The following is a 22,890-nucleotide window of genomic DNA, read 5'->3' as shown; positions in this document are numbered from 1 at the left end:
AAACCACACCTTAATACTTTTGAATATTTATATGAATTTTTACCAGAACAATTGACCGCTGATGCAGGTTATGGAAGCGAAGAAAATTATGAGTTTTTAGAGCAAAAAAAGATAAACACCTATGTGAAATACAACACTTTTGATAAAGAACAAGGTATTTTAAAGTCAAAGCTAAAAAAGAAAAACGAGGACTTCAACAGGGATAAACTATATTACAACCAAGATCAAGACCACTATATCTGTCCAATGGGTCAAACTATGAAAAAAATAGGTGAGCGAAAGAGAAAAACCAAATCAGGTTATGCACAAACTAGTAGTATATATAGCGCACAAAACTGTCAAGATTGTCAATTGCGAGGCGCTTGTTTTAAGGCAAAAGGAAATAGAATTGTAGAGCGGAATCACAAACTAGAGGCATACAAGGAAAAAGCAAGAAGGAATTTGCTTAGCGAAATAGGTGAACTAAAACAGGTTATGCACAAACTAGTAGTATATATAGCGCACAAAACTGTCAAGATTGTCAATTGCGAGGCGCTTGTTTTAAGGCAAAAGGAAATAGAATTGTAGAGCGGAATCACAAACTAGAGGCATACAAGGAAAAAGCAAGAAGGAATTTGCTTAGCGAAATAGGTGAACTAAAACGCAAACAGCGTACTGCCGATGTAGAACCTGTTTTTGCACACATAAAATCCAATCGAAATTTTAAACGATTTACCCATAAAGGAATAGAAAAAGCTGAATTAGAGTTCGGATTACACGCATTAGCACATAATATAAGAAAGAAATGTGCCTAATAAATGGCAACTTCATGCCAAAAATTAAAACATCCTAAAATTATCGGTAGAAATTAAAAATAAAAAAAACCGCCCCAATTTAATTTTGAGACGGCTTCTTTTTATGAATTTTAATCATCTATTATTAACAGAGCAAAGAACAAAGAACAAAGACAAAGACAAAGACTGAAAACTGCAACTGAGAACTGAACACTGCAACTAAAAACTAAACAGTCTATTGATTTACACCTAAAACCCTATTAACAGCCGCTTCTGCACAGCGTTCGCCATCCATTGCTGCTGAAACAATTCCGCCAGCATAACCACCACCTTCACCACAAGGAAATAAACCTTCTAATTCAGGATGTTCCAATTGTTCGTTTCTTGGAATATTTACCGGAGATGAGGTTCTGGATTCAACCCCAATAACATTGGCTTCCGCAGTATAAAAACCATGCATTTTTCTGCCAAATTCTTCAAAACCTTTGCGCAATCTTCCGCCAATTTGTTTTGGTAAAATGGAGTGTAATGATGCCGATTTTAAGCCTGGTTGGTATGAAGTTGGATTGAGTGTGTTTGATAAATTTCCTTCAACAAAATCTGTTAAACGTTGTGCAGGAGCAGCTTGTGTTTTTCCACCGGCAACCCAGGCTAATTTTTCCAGATCTTTTTGAAATTCTAAGCCTTTTAACACGCCAAATTGTTCGTATTTACGCAAATCTTGTTCGGCATTAATTTCAACAACAATACCAGAATTGGCGTATAAATTATTTCTTTTTGAAGGCGACATACCATTTACAACAACTTCGCCATTGGCTGTTGCTGCAGGTACTATAAATCCGCCCGGACACATACAAAACGAATAAACGCCTCTGTTTTGAACCTGATGCACCAAGCTATACGATGCTGCAGGTAGCAATTCGTCTCGTTCGCCTTTGCAATGGTATTGAATAGAATCAATAATTTCCTGCGGATGTTCAACACGAACGCCCATAGCGAATGATTTGGATTTTAAGGCAATATTTTTACGATGTAATAAATAATAAATATCTCGTGCCGAATGCCCAGTTGCTAAAATTACAGCTTCAACAGGCATTTCTTTGCCATTTTGTAATTGTATGGCTTGCAGTTTGTTGTTTTTTATAATGAAATCGGTAACACGACTTTCAAAATGAATTTCGCCACCATATTTTAAAATGGTTTCACGAATATTTTTAACCACTTTTGGCAATTTATTAGTACCAATATGCGGGTGAGCATCTACCAAAATTTGGTCTGTTGCACCATGATAAACCAAGTTTTCAAAAATACGGCGAACATCACCACGTTTTAAACTTCGGGTGTACAATTTTCCGTCTGAATATGTTCCTGCACCACCTTCACCAAAACAATAATTTGAATCTTCATCAACCAAATGAAACTGATTGATAGCACGTAAATCGCGCCTTCTATCTTGCACATTTTTACCACGTTCTAAAACAATGGGTTTAAAACCAAGTTCTATACAACGCAATGCGGCGTACATTCCGGCAGGACCAAAGCCAATAATATGAATTTCTTTTGCTTTTGAAACATCTTTATAATCAAAAATATAATCGGGTGTTTCAGGAATGTTTTCGTTGATATAAACGGCTAATTTATAGTTAAAAAATATGATTGCTTTTCGAGCGTCAATAGATTTTCTAAGTACTTTTATGGCGGTAATTTCATTTGCTGAAATACCCAAATTACGAGCAGCTTTTTTAGCCAAAAAACCTGCTACTTTTTCTTCTTGAAGTTGAACCCGTATTTGAATTTCTTTTACCATAGCGGCAAAATTAATCAAATTTAAGCGATAAAACTATTGTAGTATTGTTTGCTGTAATTTTTTAACAATCTAACATAATTACATCCAGTTAACCAATGACAATCCAATGCCAATTGTGGTTTGTTTGTGATTGAAGTCAATCAAACTTTCTCCGTAACCGTGAAAAAATTGTGTATATATTTTTAGATTATTATATAGTTGAGCCGCATAATCAAATTGCACACTTCCACGGTTATTATCGCCGCCATTTAGGGAGTGTCGTCCTCTAAAACTCACTTGGTGTCTGTTGTGTTTGTACGCAACCAATAGTTCAGCTCTACCAATATAATTTTCAATATTCGGATTGTCATCTTCAGCCAAATCTTCTGAAATACGAATCCAAGGTTTAAAAATAACAGACCAATTTTGAGCTTCTAAACCTACATGAAAAATAACACGATTCCAACTTCGTGAAAGTGGGTTTGCTCTACCATTGCTTTGATGTGTTAAAGCAACACCCGTGTAAACGCCATTTAATCCAAAAAGTTTATATTTTGTAGGTAATATAAAAATCATTTCAGGCTCGTAATTGGTTTCTCTAAAAGGTCGAGATTGTTTAGCATTGTAGATTTGCCATCGTGAGGATTGTGTATAGCCAATCCAAAAATCGCCACCTGTTTTTTCGCCAAAAACATTTTGTAAAATCTTTGTTTTAAAACTAAGTTGAAATTTTAACTCAACTGGGTTTAAATCTAAAGGGAAAGGGACGGTATTGTTTGGATTTTCGCTTGTTGGTTGTAGGTTTATATTATTTGTATAATTTGCAAATAAAATATAAACAGGCTTGTAAGGTTCAAATTTAAATAGCTGTTTTTTATCGCCTGGTTTTATTAAATTCCAGCGTTCAGAAAGTGAAACGGTTTCAGTATCAAACTTGTTTTGTGAATGAGATATAGCTATTATTCCAAAAAGAAATACTAAGTATAATTTTAATTTCATACAATTGTCTTATAAAGCTAAAATACCTTTTTTTCTTGTGAATATTAATTTTAAATAATGTAGATTTTTAAAAGTTTACAGCCAATTTTTTTTGAAATGAGGTTTTAATCCCAAACAAATTTCCATTTTCCATCGCTTTGTTTTTTCCAAACTGTGTGAAAAACACCTTCAGAAGTATTTGTGTTTCCTAAAGAATCTGTAGCGGTATATTGGTATTTTCCGTAAGTATAACCCAAATCTCCCGAATTAGAAACATCAACAAAATCGGGTTTCCAGGTTAGACTTCCTTGGTCTGAATTTGAATTTTTATAAAAATCTTTTAAGGAGTTTTTACCAATAATTAAATTGTTGTTTCTCATTAAAACAGCATCTTCTGCAGCATATTTTAAAAATGCTGAAGCAACGCCTTCTTTTAAAACAGTTTCGGCAAAATCTTTTTCGGTTTCAATAATTTCGTTTTTCCACTTAGTTAAATCGTCTTGTTTCATAGTTGTATTGCAAGAAATTGTTAGAAAAATAATTGACAGTAAAATTGTTTTTCTTTTCATTTCTTTTAATTGAAAGTGGATTTTAATTTTTTTCGTACAATTTTAACCTGTTTTGAAGCGAATTCAACTCTCTTTGTAGGTTTTCCATTTTTTGAAGTAAGTTAAAAACAGCATCAATTCCTTCAATATTGATATTTAAATCCTGATGAATTCTAATCATTTTTTCAAGATCATTTAAAGTATCTTGGTGCAAGTACAATGTTTGTTTTATGGTTGTTACTTTTATCAATCCAACTTCGTGAAGTTGATTAAAAAACGAAAATTCTACTTGGTAGTGTTCGCATAACTGAGTTAGTGAAATGTAATTTGTTGCATCCATGTCTATCGTAGTTTTGCCAATTCTTCAAATAGTTTTTTTTCTTTTTCAGAAAGATTTGTTGGCATCTTTATTTGATAAGAAATATATAAGTCGCCAAATGAACCTTCTTTTTTGTAAACAGGAAAACCTTTTCCTTTTAGTTTTACCTGAGTTCCGTTTTGAGTTTCGGGTTTTACTTTTAATTTTACTTTTCCGTCAAAAGTATCAACTACTGTTTCGCCTCCTAAAAGAGCCGTGTACAAATCAAGGTCAACGTTAGTATATAAATTATCTTTGTCGCGTTTAAAATTGGTATGATTGGAAATGTTGAATTTTAGGTATAAATCTCCTTTAGGGCCATTGTTTATGCCTTCGCCACCATATCCTTTAATTTTAATTGTTTGTCCGTTTTCAACCCCAGCAGGTATTGTTAAGCGAATGTTTTTGCCATTAATGGTTAAAGTTCTTTTGTCGGTTTTATAAACATCTTTTAAATCCAGCTGCAATTCGGCATTAAAATCTTGTCCTTTAAATTTAACATTTCGGTTGCCAGATCTTGCAGAACCACTTCTTCCGCCAAACATAGCACTAAAAAAATCTGAAAAATCTTCTTCACCAAAATTTCCCGAACTACTTTGTTGCGAACGTTGTTGGTATTGTTGCTGTTGATTGGCTTTTTCAAATTGTTCGGCATGTTGCCAGTCTTTACCGTACTTGTCGTATTTTTTACGATTTTCAGGATGACTTAAAACTTCATTGGCTTCATTAATTTCTTTGAATTTTTTTTCAGCCTCTTTGTCGTTTGGATTTAAATCTGGGTGGTATTTGCGCGCTAATTTCCGATACGCTTTTTTAATATCGCTTTCAGTGGCTTTTTGATCAATTCCTAATATTTTATAATAATCAATAAAGTTCATTTTTTTTAATTATTATTGGTTGAAAGATGCTTTCATTTTTAAAATGAAATTACTTTAAAAGTACTCATTTTAAATATATTAACAAAATGGATCTGTAGTTAAAAAACTATTTTCTTATCAAACTAAAATGACTTTTCTTTTCTCTAATATTTCCATCGTTGTCAATTAATTGGGCTGAAAACCAATAATCGGTTGGTGGAAGTGATTCTCCGTTATAATTACCGTCCCAACCATTGCTTGAGGCATTTAGCTGAGTAAGTAGTTTTCCAAAACGGTCAAAAATATAAATTGTAGCCGTTGGGTAAAATTGGGCATTTACACCATCAATATGCCAAGTATCATTAAAACCATCGTTGTTTGGCGTAAAAAATTTAGGAAATCCAATTACTGAAACTTCAATACTGGCAATACCACAATTATTTTTATCTTGTACATAAATGGTGTGAATTCCGGCAGGTACCGAGTTAAAAATAGGGCTATCCTGATATGGACCGTAGGAGTTATCCAAAGCAAATTCGTAATCTCCAATACCTAAATTGTTATTTTCGTTGTTTATTGAAATCGCATTTTCTGAAGAATCATCGGTTATTGTAACGTCTTTTTGAGTAATATTTGCAATTACAGATTCAGTTACGGTTACTGTTTGAGGAAACGATTTACAGTTGGCACCTGAAGTTGCAATTACCGTATAAATACCTCCTTTTGAAACAGATACTATTGGTTGGTTGCTAATTATATCGCCATTTTCGTTGAACCATTGGTATGTATATGTGCCTTGAGCATTGTTGGGCGCTAAGGTTATAGGAGGTAAATTTAAACATACAATTTCAGTTGGATTTACTTCAAATTGCGGACGAGGAAATACCGTTAAAGTTAAATGTGGTCCAATTCCAAAACAATCTCCATTGTCTTCACTTTCAACCCTAACATATAAAATTTGAGAAAAAGGATTTTGGTTTTTGTACGCATTTTGTGGTAAAATTTCATTTTCTTCTAATTGAGCATCAGTTAAATTTCGATAATAATGCACACTTAAATTTTGACCTGTTGGAAATTGATCTATAATTTCTTGTGAAGCTAGCGTAAGGTCAAATGTTTCATAGCCATCTATTGTAGCATCTGAATCACAAGTTGATAAATTTGCCATATAGCCTATTGGAAAATGAGTTGTTGAAACTTTTAAATTTACAGTAGCAACTCTATAACAGCCATTTGCATTCTCAACACGTGCATATACGGTGCTTGCCGTTGCATTGTTAAAAGGCGAAGGATTTATTGGTGGAGTTATGCCCGAATTGGCTTCAGCTAAGGTCAAATAATAGTTTACGATTAATGAATTGTCGCCATTTGTAATTTCATTATTGGCTTCAGTTAAATTAAAATCGGTATAACCATCGTAATTTCCATCTTCATCACAATTTAAAAGTGTAGCAGTTGAGGTAATTACTGGCAATGAATTTACTTGAATGTTAAATTTAGTTTCAGTTAAACAAGTTGAATCTAAATTGTTCGAAATTTTCACATAAATAGGTTGTCCGTCTTTTATGGTATTTACAAAATTTGAAGGTGTTAAAATTTCACTAGTTAGGCTATAAGATGGATCTTCAAAATACGAAAATGTAAAATCCGAAGCATTTTTATTATTTAGTAAAATAGAATTATTTACTGTTAAATCGAAGGTTGAAAACCCGTTTGTGTCATCTCCATCTGAAGCATTGTCACACGTTGAAATAACAGGTATATTGGCAGGAGGTAGCGCAACAACAGTTTCGTAAACTTTTACATTTACAGCAAATCTTGTAGCGCTTTCACAGGTATTTAAAGTTTGACTGGCATAATAGGTAGTATTATTTACCAGTACTGTTGAAATTGGTAAAGCCACACCGCCTGTTGCTGTTGCATACCATAAAACGTTAGTGCCTGTAATAGACAAATTAGCCAAAGTTGCATTTGCTATATCGCAAAAACTTTGTGTTAAAGGTGCGGTTGGTTCAGGCGTATATTCAACATTTAAAACAATGGGTGTTCTGGTTAAAGTTGTACAATTTTTATCAGTTGCATCAATATAATAAGTTGTTGTGTTTGTAATAACTTGTGAAGTAAAACTATTTCCTGTTCCTAATAAAGTACCGCCAGTAGGCGAGTTGTACCAATTAATTGTTCCTGCAGAAGCTGATGCGTTTAAAATCCCTATTCCTGCGCCACAAATTGTTGATGGTGGAGCCGAGATAATGGTTGGTATGCTATTTACAACAATATCAATTTTAACTCTGGTTCCTGTTTCGCAAATGCCATCTGCAGAAGCTAAAGCATAGTAACTTGTAGTTGTATTGATAGGCAAAGGAGAGTTGTAAGTAGATCCTGTTCCTAATTTTGTGCCACCTGTAGGGCTATCGTACCAAATAACATAACCAGTATTTGAGTTGGCAGTAATGGTGGCAATACCCGAACCGCAAAGAGGTGTGTTTGCTGAGGTTGTAAGTATTTGTGGCATAGTAATTTGGGTATATGCTGAAAGGTTTAAAACAGGATCACCAGGCATTCCGCCATATTCAACAATATAGCCTTTGGGTTGATAATCTCCAGATGCACCTCCGGTATTACTTAAATCATTCCAAGAACCAGCCTGACCAATTCCGGGTGCAGTTACATGTGCATAATCTTCATTTCCTAAATTGTTTGGTTCGCCATTGGCGCTGTTCCAAAAAGCAAAAGGAATATCTGTTCCTACAGTAGAACCACTTCCATTGCCAATCCAAAAAGATTTTCCATTTTCAGGTCCAGTTACCCATCGCCAAGTTCCTTCAACGGCAGCATCACTACCACCTATCCAGCCCGCACCTGCTGCCTGTGCTCCACTTAGTTTTGCTTCATCGGCAGAGGTTATTGTTGCCAAATAACCCTGTAGTAAACCATAATATTTTCGCCCTTCTGCAGCTGTTTTTGCACTAGTCCAAGTTATACCTAAAGAAGGCACATATTCGTAATAATGGCCTGTTGAAGGCAGGTAATTTGCTTCGCCAACAGTTATAGAAAATGTTTTATCGTTTGCAGGGTTTAGGGCAGTACTTCTATAAACCACCTCTTTTACTGCAGCAATTAACTCGGCATCGTTTGCAATTCCAGAGCCAGTCCACTTTAGTTCTAATTTTCCTTCTAAAGTATTAAATGGTTGTTCAGTAATGTTTGGATGATTTCCTAATAATTGTAATCTGTCTTGGCCATTTACATATCCTGTTGAAATTTGAATAAAAATAGCATCAACTTGATTTGTACCACTTGTTAAAGTAAAATCGGTAACAATAGGAATATTACTTAACGGACAATATGCTTGATTACCCAAAGCAGTTAATACTGGTGGTGTTTGTGCCCAATTTTTATTTGAAATAACTATAAAAAATAAAAAAAATAATCTGAGTAATATGTTCTTTGTCAACATTTATAAATGTAAAATTATTTTGTAAAAAGTAAAAATAAGTAATTGATTTAGATTTAAGCTAAAATGTTGAATTCATTTAATTTATAGGGTTCATAAATTAGTAAAACAAAAAAAAAGCGTAAACTAAATTGTCTCCGCTTTTCTCTTTTTCATAACTATTTTCCCTCTATTTGTTACCTAGCAATAACAATTCGTTTATAATAATTTCTGTTATGTAGCGCTTTGTACCGTCTTTGTCTTCATAACTTCTGGTAGTTAATTTGCCTTCAATGGCAATTTCTTTTCCTTTTTCTAAATATTTTTCAGCAATTTCAGCAGTTTTATTCCAGGCAACACAATTGTGCCAGTAAGTTTCTGTTATTTTTTCGCCTTGTGCATTTTTGTAGCTTTCGTTGGTAGCGATTGATAGTTTTGCCAATTTTTTTCCTGAGTCTAAAGTTATAATTTCAGGTTTGTTTCCTAAGTTTCCAATTAACTGTACTTTGTTTCTTAACGTATTCATAAGATAAGGTTTTATATAAGTCGAATGTCATTTGTTCTATTCAACACTGCAAATATTGGATGCTTTTAAAATTTTATTCGGTTAAAATATAATTACTTTCGGATGTAAATGTTTGTAGTCGTTTGTAATCGGATAAATTGTTGTATATTTGTTAGTACTACTAATAAATTTTACGATGATACGAGATTACAAGAACGAGGTTTGGGCTCCATATGCCAACGAACTTTGGAGCGATGATGATGAATATTTAGTTTCTAATTTTGGGAGAATTCAACGGAAAAAAACCTTTGAAGACAATTGGGAACTTTCTAAAACATCCTTAATTGGTGGCTATGTTACTTTTTGGATAAGAAGAAAAAAAAGTAAATCAACGTCTTCCTATTATGTGCATAGAGTTGTGGCTTCTGTGTTTTGCGAACGCCCAAACAACGAAAAGTATGTAATTCATTTAGATTTTGATAAAGAAAATAACAAGGCTTCAAATTTAAAATGGGTGAATAAAGCAGAAATGTTTTTACACCATAAAAAAAATCCGAAGAAAATTGCAAGAATAGGTCAGGTAACATATTCAAAATTAACCGAAGGAAGAGTGCGATTAATTAAAAAGAAAATATTTGATCCTAACAGAAAAACCAGAATGCGTTTAATTGCAAAACAATTTGGAATTTCAGAAATGCAACTGTACAGAATTAAATCGGGTGAGAATTGGGGGCATGTGAAATTAGAAGATTAACAATTAAAAATTACTATGAAAAAAAAATGCCTGGAGTGCGGTGAGCCTCTTAACGGAAGAGTAGATAAAAAATTTTGCTCAGATTATTGCCGAAACGCTTACAATAACAAAATTGACAAAGACAATAAAAATTTAGTTAGAAATATAAATAATAGATTGCGAAAAAATCACCGATTGCTAACGGAGTTAAATACCACAGGCAAAACAAAAGTGTCAAGAACCAGGCTATTAGATGGCAATTTTGACTTTAATTATTTTACATCAATTTATACCACAAAAACGGGTAACACATATTATTATATTTACAATCAGGGGTATTTACACCTTGAAAACGACTATTATTTATTGATAAATAAGGACTAGCCATTTGAAAGAGAAATTGAATTGCAAAAATGTATCGATAAGTTTTTAAAATACTTTTCGGTACATTTTTTATTAAAAAAATGGATTTTAAATAAATTGAAGAAACTTTAAAAATTATTTTTCATTACTTTTATTTAAAAAAAAGCAATGAACGGGAAACTTAACTTTGAGAAAATCCTTTTTTTGGATATAGAAACTGTGCCAGAATTTGAAAATTTTGCAGATCTAACCCAAGAAAAACAAGAATTATTTGCCGCAAAAACCCAATACCAACGCAAAGATGAAGTTTCGGCTGAAGCTTTTAACGAACGCGCCGGAATTTGGGCCGAATTTGGTAAAATTGTCTGTATTTCTGTAGGTTATTTTATCAATTTCAATTCTAATGAACGTAAATTTAGGGTAACTTCATTTTATGGTGAAGAGCCTAAAATTTTAACCGATTTTAAAACTTTATTAGACAAACATTTTAACAAACCAGACCACGTTTTATGCGCTCATAATGGCAAAGAATTTGACTTTCCTTACATTGCGCGTAGAATGATTATCAACCAGGTTTCTTTGCCCGAAAAATTAAATTTATTTGGTAAAAAACCTTGGGAAATAGCGCATTTAGACACCATGGATTTATGGCGTTTTGGCGATTATAAGCATTACACTTCATTAAAATTACTAACAGCTATTTTGGGAATTCCGTCACCAAAAGACGATATTAGTGGCAGCGAGGTTGGCGACGTTTTTTACAAAGAAAAAAATATCAAGCGTATAGTTGTTTATTGCGAAAAAGACACCATTGCCATTGCCCAGTTGTTATTGCGTTTTAACAATCAGCCGTTGATTGATGATTTGAGCATTGTTCATGTTTAAGTCCCCTAACCCCAAAGGGGAATTTTGGTATTTGATAAAAAGTTTAATTGTGTTTAAAGCTTATAATAGTTAAAAACTTTCAGATTTCTTCAACTTTCAGACTTTCGACTAATGTAGTTTGGGCGTTCCCCGTAAGGGGTCGGGCTTTTCGCTATATCTTTTTTACAATTTCACTGCGTTACATTGTAAAAAAGGATGCCGCTGCAATCCCTAACGCGTGTTATTTGTTGCGTTAAAAAAAGTTGAAAACAGTTGCTAAAAACATAAATACTTCAGTTAAGCTCTGTCACCATTACCCTAAAAAACTTTCCAACTTTAGACTAAATTTTATTCCTCTTTCAAATCTTTTAGCAACAATTGAAGAGATGTGTAGCCATTCCAATGGTTTTCATCAATATTAAAAACAGCTTTAAAAGCTTTTCCATTTTGAATTAATTCAAACTGATCACCCATACCAAAACCAATTGCATTGTAAGTAGCTTTATTAGAACCTTCAAAAATATTGAGTCTTAAGTGCGTTTCATCATCACCTACTTTTTTACCATAACCATTGTCTCGCAAGCCCGAAGCCATAAAAACAGGTCGCATATTTTGAGGTCCAAAAGGCGCTAACTGATTCATAATTCTGAAAAATTTTGGTGTAATTTCGGTCAAATTAATTTCAGCATCAATGGTAATTTCAGGTGTGCGCAATTCTTCTGGTAAAGTATTTTTTACAACTTCTTCAAACTTATTTTTAAAGTTTTCATAGTTTTCAGCCTTCAAAGTTAAACCAGCTGCATATTTATGTCCACCAAATTGTTCAATAAATTCAGCACATTCTTCAAGTGCATTGTATACATCAAAACCTTTAACAGATCGTGCCGATGCAGCCAATTTGTCGCCACTTTTTGTAAACACCAAAGTTGGGCGGTAATAAGTTTCTATCAGTCTAGAAGCCACAATGCCAATAACACCTTTATGCCAAGTTTCAGCATAAACAACCGTTGAAAATTTTTGTTCTTCATGATGGTCTGTAATTTGTTGTAAAGCTTCATAAGTAATGGTTTTATCTAAATCTTTTCTATCGTTGTTGTTTATTTCTATTTCTGAAGCAAATTTTACTGCAGCATCAAAATCTAATTCAGTTAACAATTCAACAGCATAATTACCATGTTTAATTCTGCCAGCAGCATTGATTCTTGGTGCAATAATAAACACCACATCGGTAATGGTTAATTCGTTTTTATTAAGCTGATGAATCATGGCTTTAATCCCATTTCGTGGATTGGTATTTATTACCTGTAAGCCGTAATAGGCTAAAATACGGTTTTCACCAGTAATAGGCACAATATCTGCTGCAATAGCAATAGAAACCAAATCTAAATAAGGCATTAAATCTTCAATGGTTTCGCCTTTTTTATTTGCCAAGGCTTGTATTAGTTTAAAACCCACACCGCAACCACACAATTCTTTGTAAGGATATTCACAATCTTCACGTTTTGGATCTAAAACAGCTACTGCATTCGGAATTTCAGTTCCCGGTCTGTGGTGGTCGCAAATAATAAAATCGATGCCTTTTTTGGTAGCATAATCTACTTTATCAATGGCTTTTATACCACAATCTAGCGCAATAATTAAAGTGATATTATTGTCATCGGCAAAATCAATTCCTTGATATGAAATTCCATAGCCTTCAACATAACGATCTGGAATATAAGTAGCTATGTTTGGGTGTAAGGTTTTTAAATACGAACTCATTAATGAAACCGAAGTAGTTCCGTCTACATCATAATCGCCATACACCAAAATATTTTCGTTGTTTGCAATTGCCAGTTCAATACGCGCAACAGCTTTGTCCATATCTTTCATTAAATACGGATCGTGTAAGTTGCTTAAATCGGGCCTAAAAAAGGCTTTGGCTTCATCAAAAGTTTCTATACCTCGCTGAACCAATAATTTAGCCAATGTATATTCTATTCCTAATGCTGAAGCAAGATTTGCAGTAACCTCAGGATTTGTTTCGGGTTTTAATTTCCATCGCATAGCATTGCTTTTTTTTGAATCGCTTCTCAAGTTAATTTAAATAAGAAGGATTTTATTTGTATTGTATTTGATATTTTTTAGCTAATAACTAGAAATATTTGTGCCCAATACGTATTACTTTTGTTTAAAATTTACTGTTCTACATACACAATTTCTGTAGTAACGGTTGCAAATTTTCTAAACATTTCCATAACACCACAATAAGTATCAACCGATAATTTTACAGCTTTTTCAATTTTATCTTTTTTAAAATCATTTCCGTAAAAACGGTAAATAACGTGTACTTTATCGTAAATTTTTGGATGTTCTTCAGTTAAATTAGCCTGAACTTCAATTTTAAAATCTTCAACTTCAGCACGCATTTTTTTTAACAAAGAAGCAACATCCATTGCAGAACAACCTGCCAATGAAGTTAACATTAATGCTTTTGGACGCAATCCTTTTCCTTGTCCGCCAACTTCTGGAGCAGCATCAATCATTACATTGCCTTCTGGAGCAACAGATTCAAATAACATTTGTCCTTTCCAACTTAATTCTATCTTATTTGTCATAATCTTATAATTTTTTCAAAAACAAATTTAAAAGTTTTTTAACGGTATTAACGTAATATTTTTCAGAAATAAAAAACCTAATACTAAAAGTTGATTGTTGGTTGTTATGAAACTAAAAATTAATGATAATTTTATCTTATATTTTTTTAAGAATTAGTATCTTCGGTATCTTCATTTAATAATTGCAATTATGATGGAATTTTTTGACGAGATGTCAACTTTAGAACAAACGTATTGGATTATAGCCCTTATTGGGTCTTTCATTTTTTTAATCATTTTTATAGTTACTTTTATTGGCGGCGGTGATACAGATATGGAAGCTGATGCAAATGATTTTGAAGCCGATGATGGCGGTGTTGGATTTCAGTTTTTTACTTTTAAAGGAATTGTTGCTTTTTTTACCATTTTTGGGTGGACAGGTATTACTTGTTTAGATAGCAATTTATCTACAACCGTAACAATAATAATTTCTGTAATTGCAGGTTTAATAATGATGTTTTTAACATCACTACTTTTTTATTGGATGCATAAATTAGCCGAATCGGGTACTTTAAAAGTAAAAAATGCAGTAGGTGTTATTTGCGAAGTTTATTTGCCAATTGGTGCTAAACGCTCTAAAATGGGGAAAGTGCAAATAAAAGTGCAAGGTAGCTTGCGTGAATTAGAAGCAATAACTGATGAAGACGAAGATTTAAAAACTGGCTCAATGGTAAAAGTAACAGAAATTGTTAGTGCCGAAATATTACTTGTTGAAAAATTATCTAAATAAAAATAACTATGAATTTATTATCCCTTTTATTGCCACTTCAATCGGCTCCTACATTAGTTTACTTAGTTGGTGCTGTCATTTTTATTATTGTTGTATTCTTCTTTTCTATGATAAGGAGATACAAACGCTGTCCGTCTGACAGAATTTTAGTTGTTTACGGTAAAACAGGCGGAGGTCAATCTGCTAAATGTATTCACGGTGGGGCTTCATTTATTTGGCCAATTATCCAAGATTATGAGTTTTTAGATTTAACACCAATGTCTATTGAAGTAAACCTAACAAATGCATTAAGTAAGCAAAATATTCGTGTTAATGTTCCATCGCGCTTTACCATTGGTATTTCAACAGAGCCAAGCGTTATGCAAAACGCTGCTGAACGTTTATTAGGTTTAAGCTTAGATGCTGTTCAAGATTTAGCCCAAGAAATTATTTTTGGTCAGTTGCGTTTGGTAGTTGCATCTATGGATATTGAAGAAATTAACTCAGATAGAGATCAATTTTTATCACATATTACACATAGTGTTGAAGCCGAATTAAAAAAAGTAGGTTTAAAATTAATCAACGTAAATATTACCGATATTCACGATGAATCTGGTTATATTGAAGCTTTAGGAAAAGAAGCTGCTGCAAAAGCAATTAATGATGCTAAAATTTCTGTAGCTCAAAAAGTAAGAGATGGATCTATTGGTGAAGCGGAAGCGCATCAAGATCAGCGTGTTAAAGTTGCAGATGCATTGGCAAAAGCAAAAATTGGTGAAGCTGAGGCCAACCAAACAGAGCGTGTACAAGTGGCAGATAAAATAGCGACTGCAATGATTGGTGAAGCAAATGCAAATCAAAAAGAAAGAGTGTTAACGGCTGATGCACGCGCAAAAGCAAAAATTGGGGAGGCTGAAGCCTTGCAAATTGAACGTATAAAAACTGCAACTGCAAACGCAAAAGCCATAGAAGGTGAAAACCTTTCGAAAATAGAAATTGCAGAATCTGACGCTTTAAGACGTGAGCGTGAAGCTGAGGCTTCAAAACGTGCCATTGCTTCAGAAAAAGTGCAAGCAGCAAAAGCATTAGAGGAGGCATATGCGGCAGAAAAATTAGCTGAAGAAGCTAGAGCAAAACGCAAAGAAGCTGAACAATTAGCTGATATTGTTGTACCTGCAAAAATAGACAAGCAAAAAGTTGAAATTGATGCCGAAGCACAAGCTGAGCAAATTAGACGTATTGCAAAAGGTGAAGCCGACGCTATCTTTATGAAAAAAGAAGCTGAAGCAAAAGGTATTTTTGAAATTTTAACAAAACAAGCTCAAGGTTTAGATCAAATTGTAAAAGCTGCTGGAGACAATGCACAAAATGCAGCATTGTTATTAATTGCAGATAAATTACCTGAATTGGTTAAAACACAAGCTGAAGCCATTAAAAATATTAAAATAGACAAAGTTACTGTTTGGGAAAATGGTGGCAACGGAAAAGACGGTAAAACATCTACATCAAACTTTATTTCAGGAATGTACAAAGCAGTACCACCTTTACAAGAAATGTTTAATATGGCAGGTATGGAATTGCCAGAATATTTAAAAGGTAAAAATATTGAAAATGTGACTTCTGAACATGAAATATCTGATGAGAATACCAAAGATTCTGATATAAAATAACTGTTCTGTATTAAAGTAATGAGGTGTTTAAAAAAGTTCAGAATAATGTTTTTCTATACTTTTTAAAGCATCTCATTTTTATTTTAACTTCAATTTTACGATAATGAGTTTTGGAGGTCATGTAAATGATATGATAAATAGAGTTAAGCAAAATGCAGCTCTAAAAAATGCACGTCGTAATAAATTTAAAGGTGGTAACGATTATGCTAAAACAAAAAACATAAAAACAGCATATAGTTTTCCAAAATTTTCAAAAGATGAACTCGAAATTTTTAAATTAAAAGTTCAAAATGAGGTTAAAAAAGAAAAAATAAAACAATTAAAAATTTTGGTTTTTGTAACAGTGCTTGTTATTGTATTTTTATTATTCATTTTTTATTGAAAATTCGTCATTAAAAATTATTCATTAATTTATTTTTGAAATCATATATTTGCGTAAAATTCAAAAAAATAATATGATTTCAGCAAACGAATATTTTAATGCTACAGTAAAATCTTTAGGATATACTTCAGCAACAGGAAAATCTACTGTAGGTGTTATGGAAGAAGGTGAGTACGAATTTGGAACTTCGACCCACGAAACAATGATTGTAATTGAAGGCGAATTAATTGCGCAATTACCAAATGAAACTATTTGGAAAAGTTACAAAAACGGTGAAAAATTTGAAGTGGAAGCAAATACCAAATTCAAAGTAAAATCTGTTGGGCAAACTTCTTATTTGTGCCAATATCAATAATTGTTAAAAGCGTTAGTTCGAGTGTTTTTTGTGTAGTAAAACGGAACAAAAAATGTATCGAGAACTGTTTTTGATGATAATTTTCTATCAAAAATCATTCGAATTGACGAAAAACCACTATTAATAATCAATTGCGCTCAAGTGAGTCTTAAATTTTTAACATTAAAAACGTATTTTTATCAATCAAAATAAAACAATGTTAAAAGTCCAAGATTTAGTTATTTCTTTTAAATCAAACAACAAAATTACAACCGTTGTTGATCACATTTCTTTTGAATTAAAAGAGCAACAAATTTTAGGAATTGTTGGCGAATCTGGTAGCGGAAAATCGGTTACTTCTTTAGCTATTTTAGGGCTACTTTCAAAAAATGCTCAAGTTGAAGGTTCTATTCTTTTTAATAAAAGTGAGCTTACAAATCTTTCAGAAAAAGCATTTCAAAAAATTAGAGGCAATCAAATTTCAATGATTTTTCAAGAACCTATGAGTTCTTTAAATCCTAGTTTAACTTGTGGTTTTCAGGTGCTTGAAATTTTATTACAGCATAAAAATATTTCAAAATCAGCAGCAAAAAATGAAGTAATAAACTTGTTTAACAAAGTTAAGTTGCCAAGGGCTGAAGTGATATTTAACCAATATCCTCATCAAATTTCAGGCGGACAAAAACAACGTGTTATGATTGCGATGGCAATTGCCTGTAAGCCGCAAATTTTAATAGCCGATGAGCCTACAACAGCCTTAGATGTTACGGTGCAAAAAGAAATAATTGAGTTGTTAAAAGAGTTGCAACAAGAAACCAAAATGAGCATTATTTTTATTACGCACGATTTGGCTTTGGTATCTGAAATTGCAGATACTGTTGTGGTTATGTATCAAGGTAAAATTGTAGAGCAAGGCAATGCAAAGCAGCTATTTATATCGCCAAAAAACAATTACACAAAAGCGCTTATTAATTCTAAACCTAGTTTAACGCAACGTTTAAAAAAATTACCTACGGTAAAAGATTTTATAGATCAAACTATTGATAATAAGGTTTATACTACTGAGGAACGTACCGATTTTCATCAAAAAATTTACAGTAAAAAACCGTTGTTAGAAGTTAACAATTTAGCGACTTATTTTAATTCGGATAATAGTTTCTTTTTTGGTAAAAAAAGTGAAGTGAAGGCGGTTGACAATGTTTCTTTTCAACTTTTTGAAGGTGAAACTTTGGGTTTGGTAGGCGAATCTGGTTGCGGAAAAACAACTTTGGGACGCACCATTCTTCATCTTGAAAAAGCTACAAAAGGCACTATTTTTTATCGTAAAAAAGACATTACAAATCTTTCAAAAAGCGAATTGAAAAGTTTTAGAAAAGAGGTTCAAATTATATTTCAAGATCCGTTTTCGTCATTAAATCCTCGAATTCCTGTTGGTGAAGCCATTATGGAACCGATGAAAGTTCATGGAATTTTAGCTTCTGCTGAAGAAAGAAAACAATATGTTTTTGATATTTTAAACTGTGTGGGCTTAACAAAGGAGCATTTTTATAGGTATCCGCACGAATTTTCGGGTGGGCAAAGACAGCGAATTGGAATTGCGCGTACCATAGCTTTAAAACCTAAATTAATTATTTGCGACGAGTCGGTTTCGGCATTAGATGTTTCGGTGCAAGCACAAGTTTTAAATCTATTAAATCAGCTTAAAAAAGATTTTGGTTTTACCTATATTTTTATTTCACACGATTTGGCGGTTGTAAAATATATGGCAGACCAATTGGTTGTTATGAATAAGGGTAAAATTGAAGAAATTGGGGATGCCGATGCCATTTATGCCAACCCAAATAAAGACTACACCAAAAAGCTAATTGATGCCATTCCTAAAGGTATTGTTGGAAATTAATTTGGCAAGATTTAGTTTTTAACCTTTACAAAATTCAATAATTTAAATCCTAAAAAATTAATAGTATTAGTCCAATTTTTTTAATTCAGGATCAATATTTTTGATGGAATCTTTTATGTTTTGTGCCGTTTCGTTTTCCAATCTCAATTTACTTAAACGTTTGTCAACTTTTTCAAGAATTTCCTCAAAGTCATCTATTCTCGAAACATAATAAAAATTACTTTCTTTAAATTGGGTGCTATCTATCTGATATTTTTCATAAACCAACGGAAAGTAATCTACTTTACGTTGCATGTGTATATTTTTAATATTTTCGCCACCCGAAGCCAAAAGCATGTCTGTAATAACATCTACCATTTTGTCTTTGGGTATTAAATTTTTAGGCTTGCTAATAATTGTATTACTTGTACAATTTGTTAGCAGCAAAATTAAAGCGGCTATGTAAAAAAAATTACGCATCTGTTCTGTTAAATTCTAAGCGTTTTCCTTTTATAGTATCATTAAATTTACCGTTGTTGTAAATTAAATTTCCATTTACAAAAGTGTGTGTTACTTTTGAGTAAAAAGTTGTTCCTTCAAAAGGAGACCAGCCACATTTGTATAAAATATTACTTTTATTTACTGTCCAAGGCGAAGCAATATCAACCAGTGCTAAATCTGCATAATAGCCTTTTTTAATAAAACCTCTTTTTTCAATTTTGAAAATTTTAGCTGGATTATGACACATTTTTTCGACAATTTTTTCAAGTGAAATTTTGCCGTGACGATGTGCTGTAAACATAGCCGAAATTGCGTGCTGAACCAGTGGTCCGCCACTTGGAGCTTTGGTGTATATTTGTTTTTTTTCTTCTTTGGTGTGTGGAGCATGATCCGTAGCAATTACATCAATTCTATCGTCTAATAACGCTTTCCAAAGACCATCTTTATCTTCTTCCGATTTTACCGCCGGATTCCATTTAATAAAAGTACCTTTCTTTTTGTAGTCACTTTCATCAAACCACAAGTGATGTATACAAACTTCAGCAGTAATTTGCTTTTTTTCAACCGGAATTTTATTTGAAAATAATGCAGTTTCTTTAGCAGTAGATAAATGAAAAACGTGTAAACGTGCACCTGTTTTTTTTGCCAATTCTATTGCTTTTGAAGATGATAAGTAACAAGCTTCTTCACTTCTAATTTTTGGATGCATTTCAACCGGAATATCTTCTCCGTACTCTTTTAAATAATTGTCTAAATTATTTTTAATAGTAGTTTCATCTTCACAATGAACTGCAATTAACATTTTTGTTGAAGAAAATATTTTTTCTAAAACTTCTTCATTATCCACCAACATATTTCCTGTTGAAGACCCTAAAAACAATTTGATACCAGCAACATTTTTAGGATTTGTTTTTAACAACTCTTCTAAATTGTCATTTGTGCCACCAAACATAAACGAATAATTAGCGTAAGATGTTTTTGAAGCAATTGTAAATTTATCCTCTAATAATTCTTGTGTTGTTGCCTGAGGTGATGTATTAGGCATTTCAATAAACGAAGTAATTCCGCCAGCAACAGCAGCTCTACTTTCGGTTTCAATAGTTGCTTTGTGTGTTAATCCTGGTTCGCGAAAATGAACCTGATCGTCTATAGCTCCAGGAATTAAGTATTTTCCTTCAGCATCAATAACTTTGGTTGTTGCTGATTTTGAACTTATAGATGTATCAATATCAACAATATATTCTCCGTCAATTAAAATATCTCCTTCAAAAATTGTTCCTTCATTTACAATTTTTGCATTTTTAATAAGTGTTAACCCCATAGTCTTTTTCTTTATTTTGGCAATCCCTGTAATTTCATTTTAATAACACCAAAAACAGCTTCAGAAATAATAGATCCGCTCATTTTTGATATTCCTTTTTTTCTGTCGGTAAAAATAACCGAAACTTCTTTATGTTTAAAATTGTGTTTCCATGCTTTAAATTTCATTTCAATTTGAAACGCATAACCCACAAAATTTATTTTATTTAATTGAATACGTTCTAGCACTTTTCGGTTGTAGCATACAAATCCGGCAGTGGTGTCAAATATAGGTATTTGTGTAATAACACGAACATATTTTGAAGCAAAGTACGATAGAAATAGGCGTTTAAAATCCCAATTAACAACATTTATTTTATTATTTAAATATCTTGAACCAATTGAAAAATCTGCACCATCATTTTCACAAGCATTGTACAATCTAATTAAATCTAATGGATTGTGAGAAAAATCGGCATCCATTTCAATAATATATTTGTATTCTTTTTTTAAAGCCCATTTAAAACCATGGATATAAGCTGTGCCTAAACCAGTTTTTTCTTTTCGAATTTCAATAAATAAATTAGAAAAATGTTGTTGTAAATTTTGAACAATTTCAGCAGTACCATCTGGTGAACTGTCGTCTATTACCAATATATCAAATTGTTTTTCTTGAGAAAAAACAGCTCTTATAATAGCCTCAATATTTTCCTTTTCATTATAAGTAGGTATTATTACAACCGTATTTGACATATAAAATTATTAAGACGCAAAGATAAAACAAATTATTACTAATTTTGCTATTAAATTAAGACGAACTTCATGTTTGAAGCAAAAGAAATAGTACCTCAAAATACCGATTGGATTGCCTTGGTGTTTTTTATTATTTTAATAATTCTAGTTGTTTTAAAAACAATGTTTAAAGAGCGTTTGTACCATACAAGCGTGTTGTTGTTTTCAAAAAAATATGTTTCTATTTATTATAATAAAGATAAAATTGGGATGCTAAATTTGTTTCAGGGTTTATTTTTTGTAATTCAAATATTGGTTATTTCGTTGTTTTTAAGTGTTTTGTATGGGTTTTTTCAAGCTTCTCTTTACGATATTTCTCTAAATATGTATTTAATTTCGCTTGGTGTTGTAAGTTTGTATTATTGTTTTCGATTTGTTTCTGGATATTTATTATCGTCTGTTTTTAACTTAAAAAACATTTATAGAAAAGTGCTTTTTGAAAAATCAAATTACACTAATTCATTGATATTGTGGGTTATAGTACCTATTCTTTTCTTGGTTTATTCTAAAAATTATTATGAATTATTTTTGTGGATAACCCTTGTTATGTTTGTTGGGTTATTAACAGTTCGTTACATTTTATTGTTGAAAAATAATAAATCTTTTCTTTTTCAGAACTTGTTTTATTTTATTTTATACCTTTGCGCACTTGAAATAGCACCTTTGGTGATTATTTTAAAATTAACCATTTAAAGACAAAATTGAAGTTTATGAAAGTGAAAACAATTTTGGTTTCTCAACCAGCCCCAAAAGCCGATCATTCACCTTATTTAGAACTGTCAGAAAAGCAAAAAGTTAAAATTGACTTCAGACCTTTTATACATGTTGAGGGCGTTACTGCAAAAGAGGTTCGCGCTCAAAAAATTGATTTGAAAAATTTTACTGCAATTATTTTAACTAGCAGAAATGCTGTTGATCACTTTTTTAGAATTGCAGAAGAAATGAGATTTACAGTGCCAGATGACATGAAATATTTTTGTGAGTCTGAAGCTGTTGCTTTTTATTTGCAAAAGTATGTTGTATATCGTAAACGTAAAATTTATGTTGGCGAACGTACTTTTCCTGAATTAGGAAAAATTATTAAAAAATACAAAGACGAAAAGTTTTTATTACCATCTTCAGATAAGTTGAAAGATATTGTTCCTGAAACTTTAAATGAATTAGGTGTTAACTGGTCTAGAGGTATTTTTTATAGAACAGTTATGAGTGACTTATCAGACTTGTCTGATGTGTTTTATGATATTTTAGTGTTCTTTTCTCCTTCTGGAATTGATTCTTTATTTAAGAATTTCCCAGATTTTAAACAAAATAACACAAGAATTGCAGCATTTGGAACTTCAACAATTAAAGCAGCAACTGATGCTGGTTTAAATTGTAATATTCCTGCTCCAACGCCTGAAACACCATCAATGACAATGGCTTTGGAAAAGTACATTATGGAAGTTAATAAAAAATAACAAGACATATTTTATAAAAGAAACCGAGAT

Annotated in this window: 24 protein-coding genes; 12 read left to right on the top strand and 12 right to left on the bottom strand. The window is 32.2% G+C overall.

All coding sequences use genetic code 11. The annotated features are described in order from the left end of the window. A partial coding sequence (locus EC396_RS18270) for a transposase (RefSeq protein WP_205757918.1) occupies positions 1–567 on the top strand: 567 nt, incomplete at its 5' end. A 47-nt stretch (positions 568–614) separates the two neighbouring features. Beyond that, positions 615–794: a transposase gene (locus EC396_RS05400; protein WP_240665684.1), complete on the top strand. Its 180-nt coding sequence runs from the start codon at positions 615–617 to the stop codon at positions 792–794. A gap of 214 nt (positions 795–1,008) precedes the next feature. On the opposite strand, the gene EC396_RS05395 is transcribed toward EC396_RS05400, so the two are convergent. The 7 genes from EC396_RS05395 to EC396_RS05365 all read right to left on the bottom strand — a co-directional run bounded on the left by EC396_RS05395 (position 1,009) and on the right by EC396_RS05365 (position 9,262). Next, entirely contained in the window at positions 1,009–2,580 is a 1,572-nt protein-coding gene (locus tag EC396_RS05395) for an NAD(P)/FAD-dependent oxidoreductase (protein ID WP_129365684.1), read from the bottom strand. Between the two features lie 78 nt (positions 2,581–2,658). Further along, positions 2,659–3,558 (bottom strand): phospholipase A, encoded by a 900-nt coding sequence (locus EC396_RS05390; RefSeq protein WP_129365683.1) that lies wholly within the window; start codon positions 3,556–3,558, stop codon positions 2,659–2,661. Positions 3,559–3,662: 104 nt separating this feature from the next. Beyond that, positions 3,663–4,106: a DUF4440 domain-containing protein gene (locus tag EC396_RS05385; RefSeq protein WP_129365682.1), complete on the bottom strand. Its 444-nt coding sequence runs from the start codon at positions 4,104–4,106 to the stop codon at positions 3,663–3,665. Positions 4,107–4,128: 22 nt separating this feature from the next. Continuing rightward, positions 4,129–4,425, bottom strand: a complete 297-nt coding sequence (locus EC396_RS05380) for a chaperone modulator CbpM (RefSeq protein ID WP_129365681.1) — start codon at positions 4,423–4,425, stop codon at positions 4,129–4,131. 2 nt (positions 4,426–4,427) lie between these two features. Then, positions 4,428–5,321: a DnaJ C-terminal domain-containing protein gene (locus EC396_RS05375; RefSeq protein ID WP_129365680.1), complete on the bottom strand. Its 894-nt coding sequence runs from the start codon at positions 5,319–5,321 to the stop codon at positions 4,428–4,430. Positions 5,322–5,427: 106 nt separating this feature from the next. Next, entirely contained in the window at positions 5,428–8,757 is a 3,330-nt protein-coding gene (locus tag EC396_RS05370) for a T9SS type B sorting domain-containing protein (RefSeq protein WP_164975206.1), read from the bottom strand. Between the two features lie 169 nt (positions 8,758–8,926). Further along, positions 8,927–9,262, bottom strand: coding sequence for a single-stranded DNA-binding protein (locus EC396_RS05365; RefSeq protein WP_129365678.1), 336 nt, complete (start codon positions 9,260–9,262; stop codon positions 8,927–8,929). Positions 9,263–9,437: 175 nt separating this feature from the next. Between EC396_RS05365 and EC396_RS05360 the strand changes: the two genes are divergently transcribed. From EC396_RS05360 to EC396_RS05350, 3 genes are all read left to right on the top strand, one after another. Then, complete coding sequence (locus EC396_RS05360) at positions 9,438–9,995, top strand: HNH endonuclease (RefSeq protein WP_129365677.1); 558 nt, start codon at positions 9,438–9,440, stop codon at positions 9,993–9,995. 15 nt (positions 9,996–10,010) lie between these two features. Next, the gene (locus EC396_RS05355) at positions 10,011–10,358 is read left to right on the top strand and encodes a hypothetical protein (RefSeq protein WP_129365676.1); all 348 of its coding nucleotides are present in this window, start codon (positions 10,011–10,013) and stop codon (positions 10,356–10,358) included. Positions 10,359–10,505: 147 nt separating this feature from the next. Further along, positions 10,506–11,222, top strand: coding sequence for a 3'-5' exonuclease (locus tag EC396_RS05350; protein WP_129365675.1), 717 nt, complete (start codon positions 10,506–10,508; stop codon positions 11,220–11,222). A 327-nt stretch (positions 11,223–11,549) separates the two neighbouring features. On the opposite strand, the gene recJ is transcribed toward EC396_RS05350, so the two are convergent. Both recJ and EC396_RS05340 read right to left on the bottom strand, forming a co-directional pair. After that, positions 11,550–13,247, bottom strand: coding sequence for a single-stranded-DNA-specific exonuclease RecJ (gene recJ / locus EC396_RS05345; protein ID WP_129365674.1), 1,698 nt, complete (start codon positions 13,245–13,247; stop codon positions 11,550–11,552). Positions 13,248–13,378: 131 nt separating this feature from the next. Next, a complete protein-coding gene (locus EC396_RS05340) occupies positions 13,379–13,798 on the bottom strand; it encodes an OsmC family protein (protein WP_129365673.1) in 420 nt (139 codons plus the stop codon). A 190-nt stretch (positions 13,799–13,988) separates the two neighbouring features. On the opposite strand from EC396_RS05340, the gene EC396_RS05335 reads away from it, so the two are divergent. The 5 genes from EC396_RS05335 to EC396_RS05315 all read left to right on the top strand — a co-directional run bounded on the left by EC396_RS05335 (position 13,989) and on the right by EC396_RS05315 (position 18,832). Beyond that, positions 13,989–14,567 carry a hypothetical protein gene (locus EC396_RS05335; protein ID WP_129365672.1) on the top strand — a complete coding sequence of 193 codons (579 nt, stop codon included), beginning with the start codon at positions 13,989–13,991 and terminating at the stop codon, positions 14,565–14,567. Between the two features lie 8 nt (positions 14,568–14,575). Then, complete coding sequence (locus EC396_RS05330) at positions 14,576–16,216, top strand: flotillin family protein (protein WP_129365671.1); 1,641 nt, start codon at positions 14,576–14,578, stop codon at positions 16,214–16,216. A 103-nt stretch (positions 16,217–16,319) separates the two neighbouring features. Next, positions 16,320–16,598, top strand: a complete 279-nt coding sequence (locus EC396_RS05325; RefSeq protein WP_129365670.1) for a hypothetical protein — start codon at positions 16,320–16,322, stop codon at positions 16,596–16,598. Positions 16,599–16,671: 73 nt separating this feature from the next. Then, positions 16,672–16,953, top strand: coding sequence for a pyrimidine/purine nucleoside phosphorylase (locus tag EC396_RS05320; protein WP_129365669.1), 282 nt, complete (start codon positions 16,672–16,674; stop codon positions 16,951–16,953). A 196-nt stretch (positions 16,954–17,149) separates the two neighbouring features. After that, complete coding sequence (locus EC396_RS05315) at positions 17,150–18,832, top strand: ABC transporter ATP-binding protein (protein ID WP_129365668.1); 1,683 nt, start codon at positions 17,150–17,152, stop codon at positions 18,830–18,832. A gap of 66 nt (positions 18,833–18,898) precedes the next feature. Here EC396_RS05315 and EC396_RS05310 read toward each other — a convergent pair whose 3' ends face one another. The 3 genes from EC396_RS05310 to EC396_RS05300 are packed head-to-tail and all read right to left on the bottom strand — an operon-like array spanning position 18,899 to position 21,364. Next, on the bottom strand, positions 18,899–19,291 hold the full coding sequence (locus EC396_RS05310; RefSeq protein WP_129365667.1) for a DUF4296 domain-containing protein: 393 nt from the start codon (positions 19,289–19,291) through the stop codon (positions 18,899–18,901). Beyond that, entirely contained in the window at positions 19,284–20,633 is a 1,350-nt protein-coding gene (locus EC396_RS05305) for a dihydroorotase (RefSeq protein WP_129365666.1), read from the bottom strand. The genes EC396_RS05310 and EC396_RS05305 overlap by 8 nt, the downstream gene beginning before the upstream one ends. An 11-nt stretch (positions 20,634–20,644) precedes the next feature. Further along, the gene (locus EC396_RS05300; protein ID WP_129365665.1) at positions 20,645–21,364 is read right to left on the bottom strand and encodes a polyprenol monophosphomannose synthase; all 720 of its coding nucleotides are present in this window, start codon (positions 21,362–21,364) and stop codon (positions 20,645–20,647) included. 69 nt (positions 21,365–21,433) lie between these two features. On the opposite strand from EC396_RS05300, the gene EC396_RS05295 reads away from it, so the two are divergent. Continuing rightward, positions 21,434–22,096 (top strand): DUF4271 domain-containing protein, encoded by a 663-nt coding sequence (locus EC396_RS05295; RefSeq protein WP_129365664.1) that lies wholly within the window; start codon positions 21,434–21,436, stop codon positions 22,094–22,096. Between the two features lie 17 nt (positions 22,097–22,113). Further along, on the top strand, positions 22,114–22,860 hold the full coding sequence (locus EC396_RS05290; RefSeq protein WP_129365663.1) for a uroporphyrinogen-III synthase: 747 nt from the start codon (positions 22,114–22,116) through the stop codon (positions 22,858–22,860). The last annotated feature ends 30 nt before the right edge of the window (positions 22,861–22,890 follow it).

The organism is Lutibacter sp. HS1-25 (assembly GCF_004121075.1).
Taxonomy (GTDB): Bacteria; Bacteroidota; Bacteroidia; order Flavobacteriales; family Flavobacteriaceae; genus Lutibacter.
This window is presented reverse-complemented; position numbering and strand designations above follow the sequence as displayed.

Bases quoted from the DNA above. Each gene is read 5' to 3' on its own strand.
- EC396_RS05295 (WP_129365664.1), top strand. From the start codon at position 21,434: ATGTTTGAAGCAAAAGAAATAGTACCTCAAAATACCGATTGGATTGCC.
- EC396_RS05310 (WP_129365667.1), bottom strand. From the start codon at position 19,291: ATGCGTAATTTTTTTTACATAGCCGCTTTAATTTTGCTGCTAACAAAT.
- EC396_RS05290 (WP_129365663.1), top strand. From the start codon at position 22,114: ATGAAAGTGAAAACAATTTTGGTTTCTCAACCAGCCCCAAAAGCCGAT.
- recJ (WP_129365674.1), bottom strand. From the start codon at position 13,247: ATGCGATGGAAATTAAAACCCGAAACAAATCCTGAGGTTACTGCAAAT.
- EC396_RS05350 (WP_129365675.1), top strand. From the start codon at position 10,506: ATGAACGGGAAACTTAACTTTGAGAAAATCCTTTTTTTGGATATAGAA.
- EC396_RS05330 (WP_129365671.1), top strand. From the start codon at position 14,576: ATGAATTTATTATCCCTTTTATTGCCACTTCAATCGGCTCCTACATTA.
- EC396_RS05305 (WP_129365666.1), bottom strand. From the start codon at position 20,633: ATGGGGTTAACACTTATTAAAAATGCAAAAATTGTAAATGAAGGAACA.
- EC396_RS05335 (WP_129365672.1), top strand. From the start codon at position 13,989: ATGATGGAATTTTTTGACGAGATGTCAACTTTAGAACAAACGTATTGG.
- EC396_RS05340 (WP_129365673.1), bottom strand. From the start codon at position 13,798: ATGACAAATAAGATAGAATTAAGTTGGAAAGGACAAATGTTATTTGAA.
- EC396_RS05320 (WP_129365669.1), top strand. From the start codon at position 16,672: ATGATTTCAGCAAACGAATATTTTAATGCTACAGTAAAATCTTTAGGA.
- EC396_RS05380 (WP_129365681.1), bottom strand. From the start codon at position 4,425: ATGGATGCAACAAATTACATTTCACTAACTCAGTTATGCGAACACTAC.
- EC396_RS05395 (WP_129365684.1), bottom strand. From the start codon at position 2,580: ATGGTAAAAGAAATTCAAATACGGGTTCAACTTCAAGAAGAAAAAGTA.
- EC396_RS05315 (WP_129365668.1), top strand. From the start codon at position 17,150: ATGTTAAAAGTCCAAGATTTAGTTATTTCTTTTAAATCAAACAACAAA.
- EC396_RS05385 (WP_129365682.1), bottom strand. From the start codon at position 4,106: ATGAAAAGAAAAACAATTTTACTGTCAATTATTTTTCTAACAATTTCT.
- EC396_RS05300 (WP_129365665.1), bottom strand. From the start codon at position 21,364: ATGTCAAATACGGTTGTAATAATACCTACTTATAATGAAAAGGAAAAT.
- EC396_RS05360 (WP_129365677.1), top strand. From the start codon at position 9,438: ATGATACGAGATTACAAGAACGAGGTTTGGGCTCCATATGCCAACGAA.
- EC396_RS05325 (WP_129365670.1), top strand. From the start codon at position 16,320: ATGAGTTTTGGAGGTCATGTAAATGATATGATAAATAGAGTTAAGCAA.
- EC396_RS05365 (WP_129365678.1), bottom strand. From the start codon at position 9,262: ATGAATACGTTAAGAAACAAAGTACAGTTAATTGGAAACTTAGGAAAC.
- EC396_RS05375 (WP_129365680.1), bottom strand. From the start codon at position 5,321: ATGAACTTTATTGATTATTATAAAATATTAGGAATTGATCAAAAAGCC.
- EC396_RS05390 (WP_129365683.1), bottom strand. From the start codon at position 3,558: ATGAAATTAAAATTATACTTAGTATTTCTTTTTGGAATAATAGCTATA.
- EC396_RS05355 (WP_129365676.1), top strand. From the start codon at position 10,011: ATGAAAAAAAAATGCCTGGAGTGCGGTGAGCCTCTTAACGGAAGAGTA.